The 21,983-nt window shown below is 64.0% G+C and carries 23 protein-coding genes; 15 read left to right on the top strand and 8 right to left on the bottom strand.

The window, feature by feature from the left end; genetic code table 11:
* From B3H47_RS14715 to B3H47_RS14680, 8 genes are all read left to right on the top strand, one after another.
* The coding region (locus B3H47_RS14715) for a DUF2202 domain-containing protein (protein ID WP_286987792.1) at window positions 1-475 on the top strand (475 nt) is incomplete at its 5' end.
* Between the two features lie 26 nt (window positions 476-501).
* A complete protein-coding gene (locus tag B3H47_RS14710) occupies window positions 502-1,131 on the top strand; it encodes a DUF2202 domain-containing protein (protein ID WP_156052881.1) in 630 nt (209 codons plus the stop codon).
* Between the two features lie 115 nt (window positions 1,132-1,246).
* Entirely contained in the window at window positions 1,247-1,855 is a 609-nt protein-coding gene (locus B3H47_RS14705; protein ID WP_156052882.1) for a TetR/AcrR family transcriptional regulator, read from the top strand.
* Entirely contained in the window at window positions 1,852-3,000 is a 1,149-nt protein-coding gene (locus B3H47_RS14700) for an efflux RND transporter periplasmic adaptor subunit (protein ID WP_286987791.1), read from the top strand. The genes B3H47_RS14705 and B3H47_RS14700 overlap by 4 nt, the downstream gene beginning before the upstream one ends.
* Window positions 2,997-4,211, top strand: a complete 1,215-nt coding sequence (locus tag B3H47_RS14695) for an ABC transporter permease (protein ID WP_286987786.1) — start codon at window positions 2,997-2,999, stop codon at window positions 4,209-4,211. The genes B3H47_RS14700 and B3H47_RS14695 overlap by 4 nt, the downstream gene beginning before the upstream one ends.
* Window positions 4,212-4,213: 2 nt before the next feature.
* Window positions 4,214-4,924, top strand: a complete 711-nt coding sequence (locus B3H47_RS14690; RefSeq protein ID WP_286987784.1) for an ABC transporter ATP-binding protein — start codon at window positions 4,214-4,216, stop codon at window positions 4,922-4,924.
* A gap of 23 nt (window positions 4,925-4,947) precedes the next feature.
* A complete protein-coding gene (locus B3H47_RS14685) occupies window positions 4,948-5,265 on the top strand; it encodes a DUF1971 domain-containing protein (protein WP_286987783.1) in 318 nt (105 codons plus the stop codon).
* 17 nt (window positions 5,266-5,282) lie between these two features.
* Entirely contained in the window at window positions 5,283-6,821 is a 1,539-nt protein-coding gene (locus tag B3H47_RS14680; RefSeq protein WP_286987782.1) for an efflux transporter outer membrane subunit, read from the top strand.
* Here the strand turns inward: B3H47_RS14680 and B3H47_RS14675 are convergent.
* From B3H47_RS14675 to B3H47_RS14665, 3 genes are read right to left on the bottom strand one after another with little or no spacing between them, the layout of a single operon-like run.
* Entirely contained in the window at window positions 6,802-7,122 is a 321-nt protein-coding gene (locus B3H47_RS14675) for a c-type cytochrome (protein ID WP_286987781.1), read from the bottom strand. The two genes, B3H47_RS14680 and B3H47_RS14675, sit on opposite strands and share 20 nt — an antisense overlap.
* A 30-nt stretch (window positions 7,123-7,152) precedes the next feature.
* Window positions 7,153-8,397 carry a hypothetical protein gene (locus tag B3H47_RS14670; protein ID WP_156052892.1) on the bottom strand — a complete coding sequence of 415 codons (1,245 nt, stop codon included), beginning with the start codon at window positions 8,395-8,397 and terminating at the stop codon, window positions 7,153-7,155.
* Between the two features lie 4 nt (window positions 8,398-8,401).
* Window positions 8,402-9,883 carry a cytochrome ubiquinol oxidase subunit I gene (locus tag B3H47_RS14665; protein ID WP_013122793.1) on the bottom strand — a complete coding sequence of 494 codons (1,482 nt, stop codon included), beginning with the start codon at window positions 9,881-9,883 and terminating at the stop codon, window positions 8,402-8,404.
* 507 nt (window positions 9,884-10,390) lie between these two features.
* Between B3H47_RS14665 and B3H47_RS14660 the strand changes: the two genes are divergently transcribed.
* Window positions 10,391-10,882: a hypothetical protein gene (locus B3H47_RS14660; RefSeq protein WP_286987780.1), complete on the top strand. Its 492-nt coding sequence runs from the start codon at window positions 10,391-10,393 to the stop codon at window positions 10,880-10,882.
* Window positions 10,883-10,902: 20 nt separating this feature from the next.
* On the opposite strand, the gene uvrC is transcribed toward B3H47_RS14660, so the two are convergent.
* Together uvrC and B3H47_RS14650 are read right to left on the bottom strand one after the other, a co-directional pair.
* Window positions 10,903-12,846 (bottom strand): excinuclease ABC subunit UvrC, encoded by a 1,944-nt coding sequence (uvrC, locus tag B3H47_RS14655; protein ID WP_286987779.1) that lies wholly within the window; start codon window positions 12,844-12,846, stop codon window positions 10,903-10,905.
* Window positions 12,847-12,851: 5 nt separating this feature from the next.
* Window positions 12,852-13,409, bottom strand: coding sequence for a uracil-DNA glycosylase (locus B3H47_RS14650; protein ID WP_286987778.1), 558 nt, complete (start codon window positions 13,407-13,409; stop codon window positions 12,852-12,854).
* 130 nt (window positions 13,410-13,539) lie between these two features.
* Between B3H47_RS14650 and earP the strand changes: the two genes are divergently transcribed.
* Window positions 13,540-14,706: an elongation factor P maturation arginine rhamnosyltransferase EarP gene (earP, locus tag B3H47_RS14645; RefSeq protein ID WP_156052896.1), complete on the top strand. Its 1,167-nt coding sequence runs from the start codon at window positions 13,540-13,542 to the stop codon at window positions 14,704-14,706.
* Window positions 14,707-14,741: 35 nt separating this feature from the next.
* The gene (gene efp / locus B3H47_RS14640) at window positions 14,742-15,296 is read left to right on the top strand and encodes an elongation factor P (RefSeq protein WP_013105420.1); all 555 of its coding nucleotides are present in this window, start codon (window positions 14,742-14,744) and stop codon (window positions 15,294-15,296) included.
* A 75-nt stretch (window positions 15,297-15,371) separates the two neighbouring features.
* On the opposite strand, the gene B3H47_RS14635 is transcribed toward efp, so the two are convergent.
* The 3 genes from B3H47_RS14635 to B3H47_RS14625 all read right to left on the bottom strand — a co-directional run bounded on the left by B3H47_RS14635 (window position 15,372) and on the right by B3H47_RS14625 (window position 17,263).
* Window positions 15,372-15,665 (bottom strand): high-potential iron-sulfur protein, encoded by a 294-nt coding sequence (locus tag B3H47_RS14635; protein ID WP_286987776.1) that lies wholly within the window; start codon window positions 15,663-15,665, stop codon window positions 15,372-15,374.
* A gap of 71 nt (window positions 15,666-15,736) precedes the next feature.
* Window positions 15,737-16,192: a group I truncated hemoglobin gene (locus tag B3H47_RS14630; RefSeq protein WP_286987774.1), complete on the bottom strand. Its 456-nt coding sequence runs from the start codon at window positions 16,190-16,192 to the stop codon at window positions 15,737-15,739.
* Between the two features lie 27 nt (window positions 16,193-16,219).
* A complete protein-coding gene (locus tag B3H47_RS14625) occupies window positions 16,220-17,263 on the bottom strand; it encodes a DUF3034 family protein (RefSeq protein WP_286987772.1) in 1,044 nt (347 codons plus the stop codon).
* 214 nt (window positions 17,264-17,477) lie between these two features.
* Between B3H47_RS14625 and B3H47_RS14620 the strand changes: the two genes are divergently transcribed.
* From B3H47_RS14620 to malQ, 4 genes are all read left to right on the top strand, one after another.
* Entirely contained in the window at window positions 17,478-17,987 is a 510-nt protein-coding gene (locus B3H47_RS14620; RefSeq protein ID WP_286987771.1) for a MaoC family dehydratase, read from the top strand.
* 238 nt (window positions 17,988-18,225) lie between these two features.
* Window positions 18,226-19,716, top strand: coding sequence for a glucose-6-phosphate dehydrogenase (zwf, locus tag B3H47_RS14615; protein ID WP_286987770.1), 1,491 nt, complete (start codon window positions 18,226-18,228; stop codon window positions 19,714-19,716).
* A gap of 3 nt (window positions 19,717-19,719) precedes the next feature.
* Window positions 19,720-20,409: a 6-phosphogluconolactonase gene (gene pgl / locus B3H47_RS14610; protein ID WP_286987794.1), complete on the top strand. Its 690-nt coding sequence runs from the start codon at window positions 19,720-19,722 to the stop codon at window positions 20,407-20,409.
* A gap of 57 nt (window positions 20,410-20,466) precedes the next feature.
* Entirely contained in the window at window positions 20,467-21,981 is a 1,515-nt protein-coding gene (gene malQ / locus B3H47_RS14605) for a 4-alpha-glucanotransferase (RefSeq protein ID WP_286987769.1), read from the top strand.
* Window positions 21,982-21,983: the final 2 nt, after the last annotated feature.

The following is a 21,983-nucleotide window of genomic DNA, read 5'->3' as shown; positions in this document are numbered from 1 at the left end:
GATGGGTTCGCAGGACGCTTACTATCAACTGCTCTACACGCAGTGGGGACAGAAGGTGTTCAGCAATATTGCGGCCAGCGAGCAGCAGCACATGGACGCCGTGGCGCTACTGCTGACGCGCTACAACCTGCCCGATCCTGCGGCCGCAACGGCAACCGGCGTGTTCCAAGATCCGCACGTGCAGGAGTTGTTCAACGCCCTGATGGCGCAAGGCCAGACTTCACTGATCGCCGCGCTCACCGTGGGGGCGACGATCGAAGACCTGGATATTCAGGACCTGCAGACGCGCATCGCCGCCACCGACAACGCCGACATCGCCCTGGTGTTCAACGAATTGATGAAGGGCTCGCGCAACCACATGCGCGCCTTCATCTCGCAGCTGACCAAGCAAGGCGTGACCTACACGCCGCAGTACATCACGCAGGCCGAGTTTGACGCCATCATCAACAGCCCGACAGAAACCGGCGCGATTTGATTCCTTCCATCACAGACTTCGAACCGATGAAAACCCCCACCTACTTTTCCAAAGCCATTCTCGCCCTGGGCGGCGCGCTGATGGTCACCGCGGCCTTTGCTGGCAATGGCCGCAGCGGCGGCGACAGCACCCGCACCCTCGACAACACTGAAGCCGCCAGCATCGTGTTCATGCGTGAAGAAGAAAAACTCGCCCGCGATGTCTATCAACTGCTCTACACCCAGTGGGGACGGCCCATTTTCAACAACATCGCGGCCAGCGAGCAGCAGCACATGGACGCCGTGGGCACTCTGATCACCCGCTATAAATTGCCCGACCCCGCCTCGCATACCGGCACGGGGGTGTTCGTCGATCCCGAGCTGCAGACCCTGTTCAACGCGCTGATGAGCCATGGGCAGACCTCGTTGAATGCAGCGCTGCAGGTCGGCGCCGCCATCGAGGATCTGGACATCAAAGACCTCAACGAGCGTATCGCGCAGACCGACAACCCAGACGTCAAGCTGGTTTACATGAATCTACTGAAGGGATCGCGCAATCATCTGCGCTCCTTCGTCTCGCAGTTGACCGCGGCAGGCGTCAGCTACACACCGCAGTACATCACGCAAGCCGAGTTTGACGCCATCATCAACAGCCCCAAGGAGACCGGCCGGGTCTGACCCGAGTCGCCTTCCCCGACAAAGCACACCGGGTGTCATCAGCATCGACCTGGGTGTGCTTTTCTGCGATGTGCGATGTTAGTATTCACTTACTTACTTTAATTCTGCGCTCAAATTGAATACTCGTCCCCCGCATCTGCCTGCCGAAGAACGCCGCGAGGCCACGGTCGAATCCGTCATCGAACTGGCCGCGCAACGTAATCCGAGCGACATCACGACCAGCGCCATCGCCCAGCACATGGGGCTGACGCAGGGCGCGCTGTTCCGTCACTTCCCCACCAAAGACGCCATCTGGGAAGCGGTGATGCAATGGGTCGCCACGCGGCTGATGGCTCGGGTCGATCGCGCCATCGCCAGCCACGACAGCGCGCTCGATGCGCTCGAGGCGGTATTCCTCACGCATGCCGCCTTCGTGGCCGAGCACCCGGGCGTGCCGCGCATGTTGTTCGGTGAACTCCAGCGCGCCGAGGACACGGCGGCAAAACGCGCGGCCCGCACGCTGCTGGCCGCCTACGGCAAGCGCGTACGCCAACTCATCGTCAAAGGACAACAGCGCGGCGAATTGAGCCAGGACATCGAGCCCGACGCGGCCGCCGCCATGTTCGTCGGGGCCATACAAGGTCTGGTGATGCAGACCCTGCTGTCTGGCGAACCACAACACATTCGCAGCGCGGCGCCCGGTGCGTTCGCGCTGTATCGCCGCTGTATCGGGAGCACAAAATGAATTTCTCCGCCCTCAATCGCCGCACCCTGCTGTTGCTGACGGTGCTGATTCCTCTCCTCTTGCTGCTGGGCTATGTGGCGCTGCGCACCGGCCCGCTGGCAGCGGTGCCCGTTACCGTGACCACGGTTGAAAGCCATGCGATCAACCCGGCGCTGTTCGGCATCGGCACGGTGCAGGCCCGGTATGCCACCCTGGTCGGCCCGACCGTGGCCGGACGGGTCAAAAGTCTTGATGTCCATGTCGGCGACCGGGTGCGTGCCGGCCAGGTGCTCGGCGAAATGGATCCGGTGGATCTGGACGAGCGCATCCGCTCGCAACGGGCGGCCTTGCTGAGCACCGAGGCGCAGTTGCGCCAGGCGCAGACCCAGCGCGATTTCGCCCGGACGCAGGCGACACGCTATGCCCAGTTGCTTGCCGCGCACGGCACCACCGAGGAACTGCTCGCCACCCGCCAGCAGGAGCTGCAGTCGGCCGAAGCCGCGCTACAGGCAGCGCAGGATGCGGTCGAGCGCGCCCGCGCCGACCTCGCCGCGCTGCAGGCCCAGCGCAGCAACCTCAAGCTGGTTGCGCCCACCGCCGGTCTGGTCAGCGCGCGCGACGCCGACCCCGGGTCGACGGTCGTCGCTGGCGCCCCGGTGGTCGAACTGATCGCGCCCGATAGCCTGTGGATCGACACCCGCTTCGACCAGCTCACGGCCACCGGCCTGGCCGCCGGTCTGCCGGCGCGCATCGTGCTGCGTTCGCGCTCGAACCAGACTCTGGCCGGACGGGTGCTGCGGGTCGATCCCGTGGCCGACGCGGTGACCGAGGAGACCCTGGCCAAGATCGTGTTCGACCGCTTGCCGCAGCCGTTGCCGCCGATCGGCGAGCTCGCCGAAGTCACCGTCGCCCTGCCCGCATTACCGGCGCGTCCGACCGTGCCCAACGCCAGCCTGCAGCGCGTGGACGACCAGCTCGGCGTGTGGCGCGTTCAGGCGGACAAGCTGGAGTTCGTGCCAGTCAAGGTGCTGGGCAGCGACCTCGACGGGCACGTCCAGGTCGAGGGACTGAACACCGGCGAGCGCGTGGTGGTCTACAGCCAGCGCGCACTCAGCGCGCGCAGCCATATCAGCATCGTCGACCGCATTCCCGGGGTGTCGCCATGATCAGCCTGGCCGGACGCGACATTCTGCATGCCTGGGGCAAGTTCGTGTTCACCGGCATCGGCCTGGGGCTGTTGATCGGCGTCACCCTGGTCATGGCCGGGGTGTACCGCGGCATGATCGACGATGCCATGGTGCTGCTCGACAACAGCGGCGCCGATCTGTGGGTGGTGCAGAAGGACACGCAAGGCCCTTACGCCGAATCGTCCAGTCTGTATGACGACACCTGGCGCGGCATCGCCGCCATGCCCGGCGTGGCCAGCGCCAACAACATCACCTACCTCACCATGCAGGTGCGCGCCACGAATCACGGCGAGCCGCGCGATGTGCGCGCCATGGTGGTGGGCATCGCCCCCGACGGCCCCGGCAGCGCGGGCTGGCCGCCGTATCTGGTGGCCGGACGGCAGATCACCCGCAGCCATTACGAGGCGGTGGCCGACATCGCCAGCGGCTTCAAACTGGGCGATACCCTGCAGATCCGCCGCAACCGCTACACCGTGGTCGGGCTGACGCGGCGCATGGTCTCTTCCAACGGCGACCCGATGGTGTTCATTCCGCTCAAGGACGCGCAGCAGGCGCAGTTCCTGAAGGACAACGAGGCCATCCTGCAGCAGCGCCGCCGTACCGCCGAGAACCCGGCGTTCAACCGCCCCGGTGTGCCCGGGCTGCTCGACGCCGTGATCGCCTCGCAAAGCACCAATAACTATGTCAATGCCGTGCTGGTGCGCATCAAGCCCGGCTATACCGCCGACGAAGTGGCCGCGCCCATCCGGCGCTGGAAACGCCTGACCGTGTTCACCCGCGCGCAGATGCAAGACATTCTGGTCAACAAGCTCATCGCCACGGCGGCCAAGCAGATCGGCATGTTCATGGTCATCCTGGCCATCGTCAGCGCCGCCATCGTCGCCTTCATCATCTATACGCTCACCATGGACAAGATCCGCGAAATCGCGGTGCTCAAGCTCATCGGCACGCGCAACCGCACCATCGCCGCGATGATCATGCAGCAGGCGCTGGCGCTGGGCCTGATCGGCTTCGCCGTGGGCAAGATCACCGCCACCTTCGCCGCGCCGCTGTTTCCCAAGTTCGTGCTGCTCATGCCGGGCGACTCCATCGCCGGGTTCTTCGCGGTGATGGTGATTTGCGCGCTGGCCAGCCTGGTGGCCATCCGCATGGCGCTCAAGGTCGACCCGGCCGAAGCGATCGGAGGTTGACCATGACAGGCAGAGGCATCCGCATCGAAGGACTGAAAAAGCGCTACGGCAGCGGCGACACCGCGGTGGACGCGCTCAAGGGCGTGGACATGGAGGTCGCGCCGGGCGAGGTGGTCGGGCTGGTCGGCCCCTCGGGCTCGGGCAAGAGCACCCTGCTGAAGTGTCTAGGCGCGGTGATCGAGCCGACCGCCGGGCGCATGACTCTGGGCAACGAGGTGATCTACGACGACGGCTGGAAGATTCGCGACCTGCGCGCCCTGCGCCGCGACAAGATCGGCTTCGTGTTCCAGGCGCCGTATCTCATTCCTTTCCTCGACGTCACCGACAACGTCGCGCTGCTGCCCATGCTCGCTGGCGAACCCAACAGCGAAGCGCGCCAGCGTGCGCTGGAACTGCTCACCGCGCTCGACGTGCAGCACCGCGCCAAGGCCATGCCCTCGCAGCTCTCCGGCGGCGAGCAGCAGCGCGTGGCCATCGCCCGCGGCCTGGTCAACCGTCCGCCGGTGATCCTCGCCGATGAGCCCACTGCGCCGCTCGACAGCGTGCGCGCGCTGGCGGTGATCCGCATCCTGGGCGACATGGCCAAGCGCTACCAGACCGCCATCATCGTCGTCACCCACGATGAAAAGATCATCCCCACCTTCAAGCGCATCTATCACATCCGCGACGGCGTGACCCACGAGGAAGCCGGCGAAGGACGGGGCTTCGACTGAACCGCATAGGAAGGAGTTCTCCCATGTTGAAAAACCTACCCGCAGATGTGCGCCCCTACCGCCGCACGCCCGAGTTCACCGAATCCACGATACCCAAGGGCCTGCTCAAGGAACACACCACCAAACCCGGCGTCTGGGGCGTGATCCACGTCACCCAGGGCTTGCTGGAATACCGCATTCTCGCAACCGTGCCCGAACGACATCTGCTCACGCCCGACAAACCCGGCATCGTCGAGCCGACCGTACCGCATGAGGTGGCCCCCATCGGCCCGGTGCGCTTTTATGTCGAGTTTCATGCCCATCCCGATGTGACCCAACCCCCTGCCGAAAGCCCTGCATGATGCGTACCGCGCCTTTGATGCCTTTGATTCCCCACGCTCCGCGGCCCTGGCCGCTCATCATCGTCTGCGCCTTGCTGGCAGGCTGCGCCGCTGGGCCGGATTTCAAAACGCCGCCAGCTCCACAGGCCAGGTCGTACACCAGTGGTAAGCCGCCCGCCCGCACGGCTTCGACGCCCGGCGAACTGGGTGGCGCGCAGCAGTTCATCGCGGGCCAAACCGTGGCCGCAACGTGGTGGAAGGCATTTGCTTCATCCAAGCTCGACGCCCTGGTCGTGCAGTCTCTGCAGCACAGCCCGACCATCGCCGCGGCGCAGTCCACGCTACGACAGGCGCGCGAAACCTATGCCGCGCAAAGCGGCTCCACCCTTTATCCGCAGGTCAGCGCCACGCTCGGCGCGCAGACCTTGCAAAACAACAGCGCGGCCATGGGGCTACCCGGCGGGGAGCGGCGCTACGACTTGTACAACGCGGGGGTTGGCGTGAGCTACGCCTTTGATCTTTCCGGCGGCAACCGTCGCGCGCTCGAAGCACTGGCGGCACAGACCGAATGGCGGCGTTACCAGCTCGATTCTGCGCAACTCAGTCTGGCTGGAGCCGTGGTCGCCACGGCCGTGAAGCAGGCACTGCTGGCCGCTCAGATCGACGCACTGCAGAAAATGCTGGCAGCGCAGCAGGAGCAGCTTGAAATCACCCGCGCGCGCGAACGTCTCGGCGTGGCCACGGCCTCGGACATCGCCACGCTGCAAACCCAGATGGAACAAACCCGCGCCAGCATCGCCCCGCTGCGCAACAGCGCTGACCAGGCGGTCCATCTGCTGGCCGTGCTCAGCGGGCAAGAACCCGGCACGGCGAAGAATCCGCGTTTCACCTTGGACGACTTCAACTTGCCCGGCGATTTACCGCTGAGTCTGCCGTCCGAGCTGGTGCGTCAGCGGCCCGACATCCTCGCGGCCGAAGCCTTGCTGCACGCCGCCAGCGCGCAGATCGGCGTAACGGTGTCCAAACAATACCCGCAGCTCACCCTGAGTGCGAACATGGGCAGCCAGGCGCTGACCGCGGCCAGTCTGTTCGGCAGTGGTTCATTGATCTGGGGAGTGGCCGGGCAGTTGGCCCAGCCTTTGTTCAAACCCGGGCTGAAGGCAGAGGCACGCGCCGCAGAAGCCGGCTTTGATGCCGCGGCCGCCAACTACCGCGAAACTGTGCTGCAAGGCTTGCGGCAAGTGGCTGATGTGCTGCGCTCGCTGGAACACGACGCCCAAGCCTTGCAGGCACAGAGCGCAGCCGTTGCCTCGGCGCAAACTTCGCTGCAACTGGTGGAGCAGCAATACGCGCTGGGCAAAGCCAGCGCGCTGCAACTACTCACCGCGCAGCAGCAGCGACAACAGACCCGCATCGGTCTGATCGCCGCGCAGGCTGCGCGCCTGAACGACACCGCCCTGCTCTATCAGGCGCTGGGCGGCGGGCTGCAGCTACAGAAGCAGGCGCGGGTGCAAACGCAGACCCATGCGCCTGCGCCTGCCGCATCGTCTGCTGGGCTTACTTCTTCCCCGGTTTGATGTCGGCGAAGTACATTGCCACTTCGTCGATATCGTTGTTGCTCAAGGACTTGGCCATCGGCCCCATGACATCATTGGGACGCTTGCCGTCGCGGAATTCCCTGAGGGTCTGAACCAGATAGTCTTTGTTCTGGCCCGCCAGGTTGGGATAGGTCGGCAGGATGGCATGACCATCAACGCCGTGGCAGGCAAAGCACACGCCGAATTTGGCGCTGATCGCGGCCGACGGTGCGGCCTGGGCCATGCCGACGGTGAACAAGACGCCCGCGACGGTCAGGGAGAGAGATTTCAAAAGAGTCATGATGGAGAGTTCCAAATTCAGGGGCGCACATCAAAGGATGTTGCGCACATAGGCCCACACGCCAATGGCGAAGAATGAGGCCATCCAGGTCCAGTTGATCCAGACCGCCACATCGCCCAGACGGGATACGGTGCGATCTGCGGTGTAAAGCCCTTTGACCTTGCCGGCTTTCCACAGCATGGTGGTGTAGAACGCCACGAGAGAGCCGCCCACCCCGACAAAAGTGGCGAAGAACCAGACCACCGCGCCCCACTCGTAGTGCGGTTTCGAGGCGAGGTCGTAATGGAATGGAGCCAGATACGCCACGCGCAGCGCCTCGCGGTCCACCGAGACAACCAGGGCCATCAAGGCGTAAAACGCCATGGCTGAATACGCCTGCAGGGCGGATCCCCCCACGGGCACTTGCCGCGCGTAAAGCACCACGCCGACGATCAGCAGCAGGGTGAGCCAGAACAGCGGCTGGGTGAACACCTGCATGTAGGCAGGTAGCCCCCAGGCCCAGAGCAGGCCGGTGATGAGTTGCAGCGCCACACCCCAGTAAGCGGTCTTCACACCGATACGGTGCGCCAGGTCCAGATAGTCACTGGGAAAGTCGTCTCGGGCGCGGAAATAGCGTGCGTAGCCCAGCAGAAACACCCCGGTCATGGTCAGCGACATGACGATGAAGAACGCGAAGCGCGGCAGCTCGAAGGCGTGAATGCCCATGCCGTTCATCACCGGCACGCCCTGCGGGGCGTACCACTGCATCCACTTCTGCGGAAACAGCCCCTGATACGACAGCACATGCATGATGAAGCCGTCGAAAATCAGCAGGGAGAGCGCGCCGGTGGCCCACCACACGGTGGTGTCCGGGGCTTGGGCGGCATGCGACACGTCGTGGTTCTTGAAATAGAACACGAACCACATGGTGTAGCCAATCCCCAGGGTGAAGATGAAAAAGATCACCCAGAATGCCGACAGCACATTGCTGGTGTACCAGGACGGGTCATAAATCGTCTGGGTGAACAGCAGCGGCGCCACACCCAGCACGATGGCCATCGACACGGCGATCTTGGCCACCCCGGTCATCGCCACCGACAGCCGCGCCCAGGCGGGCTGCTGGCGGCGCATGAAAGCGATGATGGCCAGCAGTCCCGAGCCGAGAGACAGGTTGACGAAGGCGATGTGAAACGACCAGGTCAGCACATTGAGATACTGGAAAATCCACGCAGGCGCTGGCAGACCAGCCGGGTCCTGCAAGGCGTGCAGCATGGCGGAAACGGAAGCGTTATCCATGATGTCAGTCCTTTGCTTGGGTAGGTTGCTGGTCAGCGGCCTGCGCCACTGCGGTGCGCAGCGGCGCCGCAACGGGCGCACGAGCGATCAGACGACCCTCGGCGTCCACCGTGCCGGCATTGACGGCAGCCAGGAAGGTGGCGAGGGCCTTTTGCTCGTCGCCGGGCAGATCGATCTTGGGCATGTAAGGCACGGTGCCATGAGCGAGCGGCCCGGCAAGGAAGCCCTGGATCATCGCCACGTCCGTCGTGCCGTGCAGCAGCTTGGGCAACGGGCGCAGCGGACCGTCCTTGTTGATCGAGTGGCAGTTGGCGCAGGACATCACCGCCAGCAATCGCCCGGCCTCCATCTGGTTCTGCGGTGTGATCACCCTCAGATCGGCCGGCACGAAGGCTGCCGCCTTGAGCAGACCCTCTTTGGCGATGATGGGCACTTCGTCCTTGATGCCCAGGCCCGGCACGTCGCGCCCGATGGTCTGGTTGGAGTACATATATTGCCCCACCACCCAGGGTTTGCGCAGGGTTTCGCGGGTGCGTTCTTCCGGCCAGATTCCCGCGACCAGCAGGATGACCACCATGGCTGCAGCCAAGGGCACGCGCACCGCTTGCGGCTTGAGATAGATCCAGAGCAGATAGGCGCCAATCAGCAGCGACGTGACCATCAGCGGCACGAAGGTGGTGACGCGGACATCGACATAACCAAACCAATGCGGCATCCGGTCCTTGAGGATGACCAGCGCATTGGGCGGCAGCGTGGCGACGTACCACATGAATGACAGCGCCCCGCCGATCAGACCGGTGAGACCGAGTCTGGCTACAGTCTGCCCCACGTCTCGCCGCAGCGGATCCCCTTTGGGGATGGCGGCGACGATGATGCTACCCACCACTGCGGCCGAGGTGAGCATCAGGAAGCCCCGATCGGCAAGCTGCGCGGCAAAGTTCAGGTTGTAGAACGCATCGAACACCGAGCCGGTGAGATACCAGCGGTCGCTGCCCGGCCACATCATGAACGACAGGATGCCGATGATCAGCACCAGCGTGGCCACAGAACTCACCACGAATGTCCAGGTGATTTTCAGGTGCGTTTTCGGATCGATCTTGCCGATGGTGTAGACCAGCGCGTAAACCCCGATCACCTCCACGGTGAAAAACACCCACTCGGTGGCCCAGGCCCAGACGAAATTGTGGATCAGCGCGGAAATGCCGCGCGGGCTGGCAACCGTGGTGGAATACCAGATGCCCGGACCGGTGACCGAGCCCCAGATGTACGAGAACACCAGCAGAAACATGCCGTACTTCTTGATGTACTGCATGATTTCCGGCTTGTTCTCGCGCACCGACCGGCTCTCCAGCAGGGCAAACAACACAGCGGCGCCAACCGAGGTGTTGGACGCCAGCACATGAATCGTGCCGATGATGCCCATCACCCAGGCCGTGCCAATTTGGGGCACGTACCACGTCGGGTAAATGCCAAGCAACTCAGACATACAAACTCCTTCAAGCAATGTGTCGACGGTGGATCACGGTCTTGACGCCGCTGGCCGTCAGGTCTCTATCCGTACATCAGTATTCGCTGATATAGATCAGGGAACAAGATGACAAAACGCCGCTGGGAAAACCCTGAATGCCCGGCCGAAATGACCCCGATTGACGCCGCCGCTAATCCACACGCGACGGTTCACCACACTGGAGTTCAGGCTTCAGCAACGCACCCTCCTGATGCAGGCAGGGCGAAGCCTAGACGGGTTGCGTGCCGTAGCGGCGGCAGCACAAAACGGGCGCTTGATCTATATCAATTCGGAATTCGGGATGGGGGGGGAATTTCAACCGCAACGGATATCCCCAAGGCGCTTTTACCGTATCGATGAACAAACCTGCGGCCCTTTGCCGCACAACTCCGGTTTTTGTGTGAGATCAACAGACAATCTGATACATCTAATTACATTCATGTTTACGTGCTGCCTTTTGCAGCAACAGAGTCATAGGAGATTGCAATGCTGACTTCCACCCAACAACGCTTCAAGCGCAGCGCCGCCGCGTTCTTTCTCTGTTCCTTACTCGGCTTCGTCGCCCCGATGCAGTCCGCCCGAGCCGAACGCCCCGCCTATGACCTGGGCGAGCCGGTCATCGCGCTGGTTCCCATCATCAAACAGCACGAAAAAGCGCTCAAGCTCGATGCCGCCCAGCAAGAGCAGTTTGCCCAATGGCTCAAGACGGCACCCGCCAAACGCCAGGCCGCTGAAGACAAGCTGGCCAACACCCGCCTGCAACTGCGCGCTGCGCTGTTGGATGGCATGGGAGACACCCCCGAGCGTCAAGCCCTGATCGAAGAGATCGGCAAGCAGGAAGCCGCGCTGGTGGCCATGCGCGCGGGCTGCGTGGACAGGATGCGCACTCTGCTGAACCCCGAGCAGTTCAAGGAAGTCGTCGCTTTGTACAAGGCCTCGCTGCACAAAACGCACGCGACCCAGTCAGCAGCCCGATAAGTCACGATGCGCTCACTTTTTTAGTGCAGCGCCTTGTAAAGCAGGTGGGCGAGTTCGCGGGAGATGCCGTCCACCGTCATCAGGTCGTCTTCGCTGGCGGCCTCGACGCCGCGAATGCCGCCAAACCGCGCCAACAGCTTGGCGCGGCGCTTGGGGCCGATGCCGGGAATGTCTTCGAGCCGCGAACCGCCCGTGCGCACCTTGGCGCGCGCCGCTCGCATGCCGGTGATGGCAAAGCGGTGCGCCTCGTCGCGGATTTGCGCCACCAGCATGAGGGCGGCGCTATCGGCCGGTAGCGTCAGCTTGGGGCGGCCGTCGGCAAACACCAGTTCCTCCAGACCGACCTTGCGGCCCTCGCCTTTTTCCACGCCAACGATCACGCTGAGATCCAGACCGAGCTCGGTGAACACCTCGCGCGCCATGGTCACCTGCCCGCGACCGCCATCGACCAGCACCAGATCGGGCAGGCGTGCATCGCTAGGCGTTTCGCCGTCGGCAGCAAGCGCCCCTTGGGCCTGCGCCTCGGCAACGCGCTTGTAACGTCGGGTGAGCACCTGGCGCATCGCGGCGTAGTCGTCGCCCGGCGTGATGTCGTTGATGCGAAACCGCCGGTATTGCGACGGCTGCATGGCGTGTTCGGCGTATACCACGCAAGACGCCTGCGTGGCCTCGCCCGCGGTATGGCTGATGTCGAAGCATTCCGCGCGCAAGCCTTCGGCCTGTTCGGCGTCCAGGCCAAGCGCCTGCGCCAAGGCAAAGGTGCGCTCGCGCTGCGAGCCTTCTTCTGCGAGCAAGCGTGTCAGCGCGATCTGCGCGCCTTTTTGTGCCATCTCCAGCCAGTCGCGCCGCTGACCGCGCGGCTGCGTGATCTGCTGCATGCGATGCCCAGCGTGTTCGCCCAGGGCATCGAGCAATTCCGGCTCGACGGGCAAGTCGCACACCAGAACCGGCGGCGGCGCCATCTGCAGGTAGTGCTGCGCGACAAAAGCCTGCAGCACCCGCTGCGCGGCCTGGCCGGGAGCGCCCTGTTCGGGGGCGACGCCATCCGCCAGGTCGTCGCCCAATTCCAACGCCGCCTGAACCTGGCTGGGGAAGTAGGCCCGGTCGCCCAGATGCCGACCGCCGCGCACCATGGCGAGGTTGACGCAGGCCCGACCTCCCCTGAGCGCCACGGCCAGAATGTCCACGTCTTCGGCGCTGCCCACTTCCATGCTTTGCTGCTGCAGTACGCCTGAAAGCGCGGCGATCTGGTCGCGCAGCACAGCGGCCTCCTCGAAACGCAGCGCGTCGGAGAGCGACTGCATCTGCAACTGCAGATCGCCCATCACCACCCCGTGATCGCCGCGCAAAAAGCGCACCGCGTGCTGCACGTCGCGCGCATAGTCCGCCGCGCTGATCTTGCCCACGCAGGGCGCCGTGCAGCGGTGGATCTGGTGCAGCAGGCAGGGCCGACTTCGGTTGGAAAACACCGTGTCCTCGCAAGTGCGCAACTGAAACACCTTTTGCAGCACCGCGATGCTTTCCTTCACCGACCAGGCATTTGGATAGGGACCGAAATACTGCTGCTTGCGGTCGGTCGCACCGCGGTAATACGCCACGCGCGGGTATTCGTGCGCCGTGGTGATCTGCAAATACGGGTAAGACTTGTCGTCGCGGAACAGAATGTTGTAGCGCGGATGCTGCGTCTTGATCAGGTTGTTTTCGAGCAGCAGCGCCTCGGCCTCGGTGCGGGTGACCGTGGTGTCGAGCCGATGAATGCGCGACACCATCAGCCCGATGCGCGTGCCGCCGTGATCTTTCTGGAAGTAGCTCGACACGCGCTTGCGCAGATCGCGCGCCTTGCCCACGTAGAGCAAACTGCCATCGGCCGCGAAGTAGCGATAAACGCCGGGCAGATGCGGCAACGCCGCGACCTGCGCCAGCAGCGCCGCGCTGTGCTCCGGTTGGGGGGAATCGGATGCCATGAGTCTCAGTTCACAAGGTGCAAGGCCTGCTCGAACACCGCGCGAAACATCGGGGCGGTCAAGCGGCCGGTGTTCTGGTTGTAGCGGCTGCAGTGGTAGCTGTCGATCAGCATATAGTCGCCCAAGCGATGCTCTGCGGCATGGGCGAAGCGGGCCGATGTCGCTTTGCGCCCCAGCGCCATGAGCACCGCGTCGTGCGCTACCTTGCCCAGAGCGACGATCACCCGCAGATTCGGCATGGCCGTGATCTCTGCGGCGATGAATCGATTGCAGGTGCGAATCTCCGCGGGCAAGGGTTTGTTTTCAGGCGGCAGACATTTCACCGCGTTGCTGATGCGACAGCCGTGCAGTTGCAGGCCGTCGTCGGCCCGCAGCGTCGAGGGGTGATCGCCGATCCGCACGGGTACGGGCCGCGAGGCCAGACCCAGTTCGGTGAGCGTGCCGAACAGCAGCGGCCCGGCGCCATCTCCCGTGAACGGGCGCCCCGAGGCATTGGCCCCCTTCAGGCCTGGCGCTAGGCCCGCGATGAGCAGCGGCGCATCCAGCGGGCCCAAAGGCGGCACAGGCAGACAGGCAAAATCGGAATGATCTTGTTTGACTTGGTGTAAAAAGGCCGCTAGTCGTGGGCACAGACGACAATGCGGATCATAAAAAAGTGAGCTCGAAAGCGGTGCGTCGTCACCTTGCATATTCATGAAAGTCCAACATCGGTGGGATTTGTTTTGCCATGTCGTCGATAACCTCGGCGATATCGGCGTGACTTGGCGACTTGCTCGGCAACTCGCCGCGGAGCACCAGCAACAGGTGCGATTATTCCTGGACGACTTCAAGGCGTTCGCCCATATTGCGCCGCAGGTTCAGCTCCGTGCTGCGGAGCAGACCCTGGCCGGGGTGCAGATTGTGCCTTGGGCCCGGCAGGCCCAGGCCACGCCGGGCGATGTGGTCGTCGAAATGTTCGGCTGCCACCTCAGCGACGCCTTCATTGCGCAGATCGGCAAGGCCTCGCCCCAGCCCGTCTGGCTGAACCTCGAACACCTCAGCGCAGAAAAGTGGGTCGATTTGCATCACCTCAAACCTTCGCCGCAAAGCGGCGGGCTGATGAAGTATTTCTACTACCCCGGCTTTACCGACAAATCCGGCGGTCTGCTGCGCGAATCCAATCTGATCTCGCAGCGCGACAACTGGCAGATGCAGCCCTCGGCCAAACGCATCGCCCTGCGCGCCCTCGGCCTGCCGCCCCCGCCCGACCATGCGCTCACCGTGCTGCTGTTCAGCTATGCCCGCCAGCGGCTCGATGGCTGGCTGCACACCATGGCCGCTTCCGAGCGTCCGGTCGCGCTCTGGGTCTGTCCCGGCCCGGTGATGACGGCCATCAACACCTGGCTGGACATGACGCTGCAAACCGGCCAGATCACCTCGCGCGGCAGCCTGAGCATCTACGCCCTGCCTTACATCCCGCAGCAACGCTTCGACGAACTGCTCTGGGCGGCCGACGTTTGCATCGTGCGGGGAGAAGATTCCTTCGTCCGCGCGCAATGGGCAGCCAAGCCCTTCGTCTGGCACATCTACCCACAGGAAGACAGCGCCCACGACCGCAAGCTGGATGCCTTCCTCGATCTCTACCTCAATGAAGCCGACAGCGAACTGCGCGACACCGTGGTGCATTTCTGGACCGCCTGGAACCGGGGCCTCGACCTGGCGCCCGCCTGGATGGAGTTTGTGAGCAGCCTGCCCGCCTTGCAGCGCCATGCGCTCAAGTGGTCTCGCAGCCTGCAAACCCAAGCCGATCTGGCCAGTCAACTGGTCGATGAAGTGCAGCAACTCGCCAGCAATCGGCCCTCCCTTGCACCCGCCCGGTAGAATGAGCGTTTATTTGAAACCCCACAGACTGTTCAATGAAGATCGCACAAGAAATCCGCGCCGGTAATGTCATCATGGTTGGCGACAACCCGATGGTGGTGCAAAAGACCGAATACAGCCGCGGTGGCCGCAATGCCGCCACGGTGAAAATGAAACTGAAGAACCTGCTCACCAGCGGCGGCACCGAAGTGGTTTACAAGGCCGACGACAAGATCGACTCGGTCACGCTGGAGCGCAAAGAGTGCACTTACTCTTACTTCGCCGACCCGATGTACGTCTTCATGGACGCCGACTACAACCAATACGAAGTCGAAAAAGACAATATGGGCGACAGCCTGAACTACCTCGAAGACGGCATGTCGGTCGAAGTGGTGTTCTACGACGGCAAGGCCATCTCGGTTGAAATGCCCACGACCGTGGTGCGCGAAATCATCTACACCGAACCCGCCATCAAGGGCGACACTTCCGGCAAGGTGCTCAAGCCCGCCAAACTCGCCACCGGCTATGAGGTGCCCGTCCCCATTTTTGTCGCCACCGGCGACAAGATCGAGATCGACACCCGCACCGGCGAATACCGCAGCCGCGTCTGACGCCAGATCGAGCCGATCGGCTCACATTGACAAAGCCGCCCGAGGGCGGCTTTGTTGTTTCAATCCAGCCCTAACTTAAGAGGAGAACCGCTGGCACCAGCCGTTCGGAAAGATGGTTCCCGCAACCAGTCGGCAAGACCCGCTGGCCGTGGCCGATGAGCCCGGAATGAAGTAGGCGCAGTTGCTGCACTGCTGGCCGCTGTGCGGCATGTCCTGATAGTGCACGGCCGCCTTGCTCAGCATGCCGTCGTCGGCCTGTGCCGGCACGATGGCCGCAGAGCCGACCACCGCGAGCAGCAGGCCGCCTCGGAGCAACAGACTGCGCCGTTGGGGGTTGGTCAGGGAAAGTGGCGATTTCGGGTTATGCATGAGTGATCTCCTGTGACGCGATACCGAAGCGGAGGCCCGCGAGCCTCCGCAAAACCAGACGACCCTGCGCCTTATTGATGGACGACGTGAGGCTCCATCGGCGCCAGAATCGCCAACAACTGGTTCTGCAGCCCCAGGGGCACGTGATTGCTGTCCATGGACTTCTGCAGATCTTCGACCAAGGCATTGAAATCGGCCGTGCTCAGATTCATGCCTTTGTGCGCCTGCCGCATATTCAGCCCGGTGTACTTACACGGGCCGCCGGTGCCTTCGCACACCTGAGTGACCAGTTCCATCTGCAGATGCGGAATATTGGTCTTGGCGAAGAAATGGTTGATGCGATTGTCTGCGGCGATGTTGACGATCATGTCGTGCACGACCTTGGTGATGGCCGGTTTGCCGCCGAGTTGTTCATACAGCGTCTGACCTGAGGTCATCTGAGCATGCGCCAGCGCCGGAAATGCCAGCGCGCAAGTCAAAGCGACGCTGCCGAGATGGCGTGCCATAGGGAAAGATTGCAGTTTCATGGATGTTTCTCCTGAGAGGGTTGGGAATCAGAACGTGCCGTTGAGCGAGAGGTAGAAGCCCTTGTTGCTGGCCTGGAACGGCAAGGGGCCGAGATCGGCATAAGCCGCAGTCAACGACAGGCTCTTGTTCGGGAAGTAGGCGATGAACACGTCTTTCATCGTGCCGGGCGAACCGATGGCCGTGGCGCTGGAATTGATCGGGTACTTCATGTTGTCGGGCTGCTGTCGGAACTCGCCGCCCACGGCCACATCCGGGCGTAAGAACACCGCCGCCGAGCCCTCGAGTTCGGCGTGGTAGCGGTCGTTGCTCTTGGTTCCCAGCGCCCCGGCGATGCCGTTGTTGGCATTGGTGCCGAAGCCCAGCAGACCCATGGCGTTGGCCTTGGTGCCGCGCAAGGTCAGGTTGACCAGCGTGACGCGATGGAACAATCCGTTGAGAAAAACCTTGGTCGCAGCGACGTAGAAATCGGTGCCCGAATCGCTGGCCGCACCGAAAAATTTCGGAATACCGATAGGGCCCAGCCCGGAGAAGTTGCTGTCGAAATCGTTGTTCTTCTTGTATTTGATGCCCACGGATACCTGCGGGTAGGGCGTGTAGAGCACATCACCAAACAGCCGGGCCTTCAGCCCCAGCACGTCCATGCTGATGGTCTGGTTGCCCAGATTGATACTCGGCGCCACGCCGCCGCTGTTGACCACGCCGAGCCCACCGGGCTGATTGCCCAGCACGCCCAGACTGGACAGGCCACCCAGATTGACGTTGAGGTTCTCGTGGGCCACAGAGATCTCGAAGCGGTTGTGAATGCCCACAGCCGCGCCCAGGGTGGTCAGCCCATAGTTCGGCACGGTGACGTAAGTGCCGGTGACCGAGCCGCCGACCTCGTCGCCCGTGTCATAACCGGCAATCACCGCCCAGGGAGTGATACCGCCCCCCGTGGAGCCGCCCACCTCGGTGACCCCGCTGGTCGCCAGCAGTCGACTGCCCTGCGCATGCGCTGCGCTCATTCCCCAGACCCCCAGCCCTGCCACGGCTGTGGCCGCGAGGGTTCTCTTCCAACGATGTGCACTCATGGTCTCGCTCCTTATGGTCAGACGTTCCATCCCACGCGCGTGAAATGACCGCAGCCTCAAGCCGACCCCTGCCGGTTTTCGTCTGCGATATGAGCGATACGCCGCGTCGGAGGCGGTGGATTCAGAAAACTCGAACAAAACACCGAGGGAGATGTAACTCTTTGAATCTTTATCCCGCGCTGCATCACTTTTGGAGTGCGTTTAGCATCAAGCTATGAACACTTCGCCCATCCCACCCGAGTCCGACGTACTGTTTTGGGAAGACTTTCCCGCAGGGGCCGTGCGCGACTGCGGCAGCACCCTGGTCAGCCGTGAAGCCGTGCTCGACTTCGCCCGCCAGTTCGACCCGCAACCTTTCCACGTCGACGATGAAGCGGCCAAAATCTCGCTTTTCGGCGGGCTCGCCGCCAGCGGCTGGCATACCTGCAGCATGGCGATGCGGCTGATGTGCGACGCCTACCTGCTGCGTTCGACCAGCCTGGGCTCGCCCGGCATCGACGAATTGCGCTGGTTGAAGCCCGTCCACCCGGGCGATCGGCTGCGCCTGCGCATGACGGTGCTGGCCGCGCGCCCCATGCGCAGCAAGCCCGATGTCGGGCTGGTGCAGTCGCAATGGGAGCTTTTCAATCAACACGATGATTGCGTGCTGAGCATGAAGGGCTGGGGCATGTTCAAACGGCGCGCACCGAGCGCCGAGGGCCCAGAGGCTGGCGCGCAACCCTGATCGTCAGGCGAGCGCGCTGGAGTAGGCCGCAGCGTCACCGCGCTGCGTGGCAGCCAGATGGCCGGAAAATTGCTTGCGGATTCGGCCCCGGCAAGTTGCTGACATACGAGCGACCTACCATTCGACCCGCGCTTGGCGCATACGGTTTCAATGATGTGCGTCAATTTTTCGTGGCCAGGCGGGTTTTTCAGCCCTATGTCGGCCGCGCTTCTCCCTACACTGAATCTGGATTTTTCTCATGGCCACTCCGACACCGACAGAACACACTATGGGCGCTACTCCCTCTTTCGACATGGTGTTGTTCGGTGGCACCGGCGATTTGGCCATGCGCAAGCTGCTGCCCGCGCTGTATCAGGCGCACCAATCCGGCACCTTGCATCCGGCCGGGCGCATCGTCGCCCTCGGCCGGGGCGCACTGACGCTGGATGACTATCTGGCGCAGGTGCGCACCCAATCGGGCCCGCACCTCAAGGCGGATTTCAGCTCTCCGGTCTGGGCGACCTTCGCCGCCCGCATCACCTACCTCAAGCTCGACGCCGCCCACCCGGCCGATTTCGACGCCCTGGCCGAACTGCTGGGCAAAGGCGGCGAGCGAGTCACGGTCTGCTACCTCGCTACCGCGCCGTCCCTGTTTGCCGACATCTGCGCGCAACTCGCCCGCGTCGGGCTCAATCATCCCGACGTGCGCGTGGTGCTGGAGAAACCCCTGGGCCACGACCTGGACTCTTCCGACGCCATCAACGCGGCGGTAGCTCAGTCCTTTGCCGAGAGCCAGCTCTACCGCATCGACCACTATCTGGGCAAGGAGTCGGTGCAAAACCTCATGGCCATGCGCTTTGGCAACGTGCTGTTCGAGCCGCTGTGGCGCCGCGAGTGGGTGGACAACGTGCAGATCACCATCGCCGAAGACCTGGGCGTGGAGGGGCGCGGCGAGTTTTACGACAAAACCGGCGCGCTGCGCGACATGGTGCAGAACCACTTGCTGCAACTGCTATGCATGGTGGCCATGGAGCCGCCGGCCAGTTTGCAGGCCGATGCCATTCGCGACGAGAAGCTCAAGGTGCTGCAGGCGCTCAAGCCCTTCACCGAATCCGACGTGGCCATCCGGACGGTACGCGGACAATACCGCGCCGGCGCCATCGACGGCAAACCCGTGACGGGCTATCTGCAAGAGGCCGACATCGATCCGGCCAGCCGCACCGAAACCTTCGTGGCGATCAAGGCCGAGGTCGTCAACTGGCGCTGGGCCGGGGTGCCCTTCTTTTTGCGCACCGGCAAGCGGCTGCAGGAACGGTTGGCGGAAATTGTCATCAACTTCCGCGCGGTGCCGCTGTCGCTGTTTGGCGGCCCGGTCGGGCTGCAGGGGGCCAACCGCCTGGTCATCCGGCTGCAGCCCGATGAGAGCATCAGCCTGCATTTTCTCGCCAAGGAACCCGGCGACGGCATGCGGCTGCACCCCACCCAGCTCGATCTGGATTTCGAGTCCACCGCGCAAAAGCGCCGCGCCGATGCCTATGAGCGGCTGCTGCTCGACGTAATCCGCGGCCAGCTGGGGCTGTTCATGCGCCGCGACGAACTCACCGCCGCCTGGCGCTGGGTGGAGCCCATTCTGGACTGCTGGGAACGCAATGGCGAGGCGCCCAAGACCTACACCGCGGGCACTTGGGGGCCGGCCGCCTCCAGCGCCCTGCTCTCGCGCGATGGCGCTTCATGGCATGAGGAACTGTGAGTGATGCTGCACCTCTGCACCACCCCGCAGGAGCAAATCGACCGACTGGTGCGCGTTCTAACCGACGCGCTGGCGCAGGACATCGCCCAGCGAGGACGGGCCGTGCTGGCGGTCTCGGGCGGGCGCTCGCCCATTGCCTTGTTTCAAGCGCTGGCGCGGGCGCCGATCGACTGGCCGCGCGTCACCCTCACTCTGGTCGATGAGCGGCTGGTGCCGCCCGGCCACGCCGACAGCAACGCCGCCCTGGTGCGCGCCCATTTGCTGGCGGGCGCCGCCGCGCAGGCCCGGTTCCTGCCCCTGGTCGATGATGCTTCCGATCTGGCCGGATGCGTGGACCGTGCCAACGCGCAATTCCGCGATCTCGCGCAACCCCTCACCGCCGCGCTGCTGGGCATGGGCGATGACGGCCACACCGCCTCGCTGTTTCCCGGCGCGGCCGAACTGCCCCTCGGGCTTAGCCCAGACTATGCCCTTCCCTACCTGGCCGTGACGCCTCCGCACGCCGCGCACACGCGCATCAGCCTGAGCCTGGCCGCGCTGCTCGGCGCGGGTCGGCTGCTGCTGTCGATTTCGGGCGAGACCAAACGCGCCGTCTATGCACGCGCCAGCGAACCGCCGCCCACTCCGCATCTGCCCATTGGCTACCTCATCCAGCAGTCCCAAACACCGTTCGACGCCTATTGGGCGCCCTGATTCCGTCTGCCTGATGGGCGCCCTGATTCCGTCTGCCTGATTCTGTCCCCCTGACTCATGACGCCCACCCCCCGTTTTCCCCGCTCCAGCGGCGTGCTGCTGCACCTCACCAGTCTGCCCAGCCCGCACGGCAGCGGCGATCTCGGGCCCGCGGCCTACCACTTCATCGACTGGCTGCATGCCGCCGGACAGTCGGTCTGGCAATTCCTGCCGCTGGGCGGCATCGGTCTGGGCGGCTCGCCTTATATGAGCAGTTCGGCCTTTGCCGGCAATGTGCTGCTGATCGACCTCACCGAGCTGCACCGGCGCGGCTGGCTGGAAGCCGACGATCTCGTCGCGCAAGACGGGCTGTCGGACGAACGCGTGCAGTTCGACCGCGTCATCCCGTATCGCATGGAACGTCTGCGCCGGGCCGCAGCACGGTTCGAGACGACCGCCACGCCGCAGGAGCGCGCCGATCTGGCCGCCTTCCAGGCCGCGCAAGCCGTCTGGCTCAACGACTACGCGTTGTTCATGGCGCTGTCCGAGCACTACGGCGGGCGCTTGTGGAACACCTGGGACGTCGCGCTGGCGCAACGTCAGCCCGAAGCGCTGCAGCAAGCGCGGGCTCGGCACGCCGAGCGCGTCGCCTTCTGGACCTTCGCCCAATGGTGCTTTTTCCGCCAATGGGCCGCGCTGCGCGCCTACGCCCACGACAAAGGCGTGCGGCTGATGGGCGACATGCCGATTTTCATTTCGCTCAACAGCGCCGATGTGTGGGCCCGGCCCGACCTGTTCCAGCTCGACGCCAACGGCCATCCCACCGTCGTGGCCGGGGTGCCGCCCGACTATTTTTCCGCCACCGGTCAGCGCTGGGGCAACCCGCATTACCGCTGGGCGGCGCACGAGGCCGAAGGGTTTGCCTGGTGGATCGCACGGCTGCGCGCCACCTTCGAGCTGGTGGACTGGGTGCGCGTCGATCATTTCCGCGGTTTCGAGAGCTGCTGGGAAATCCCCGCCGACGAGCCCACGGCCATCGGCGGCCGCTGGGTGCAGGCGCCCGGCGTGGCGCTGTTCGAGGCGGTGTCCAAAGCTCTCGGGCCCCTGCCCATCATTGCCGAAGATCTGGGCGTCATCACCCCCGAAGTCACCGCCCTGCGCCAGCGCTTCGGCTTTCCCGGCATGCGCATCCTGCACTTCGCCTGGGGGCAGAACGATGGCGGCGACAACGCCTACCTGCCGCACAACTACACCCACGACACCGTGGTCTATCCCGGCACCCACGACAACGACACCTCTGAGGGCTGGTGGGCGACTGCGCCTGAAGCGGTGCGCCACCATCTGCGCGAATACCTCGCCTGCGATGGCGGCGACATCGCCTGGACGCTGATCCGCGCCGCCAGCGCCAGCGTGGCCGACATCGCCCTGTTCGCCTTGCAGGACGTGCTGCGTCTGGATGGCACGCAGCGCATGAACACGCCGGGCACGGCGCAGGGCAACTGGACCTGGCGCTTCACCTGGGATCAGGTACAACCGGGGCATGCGGCTGGCCTGCTGCGTTTCGGCCAGCTCTACAACCGCCTACCCGCCTGAAC

The sequence above is a fragment of the Thiomonas sp. UBA7699 genome, assembly GCF_002482605.1.
GTDB classification, from domain to species: Bacteria; Pseudomonadota; Gammaproteobacteria; order Burkholderiales; family Burkholderiaceae_C; genus Thiomonas; species Thiomonas arsenitoxydans.
The sequence above is the reverse complement of the archived record's forward strand: the minus strand, read 5'-3'. Positions and strand labels throughout refer to the sequence as shown.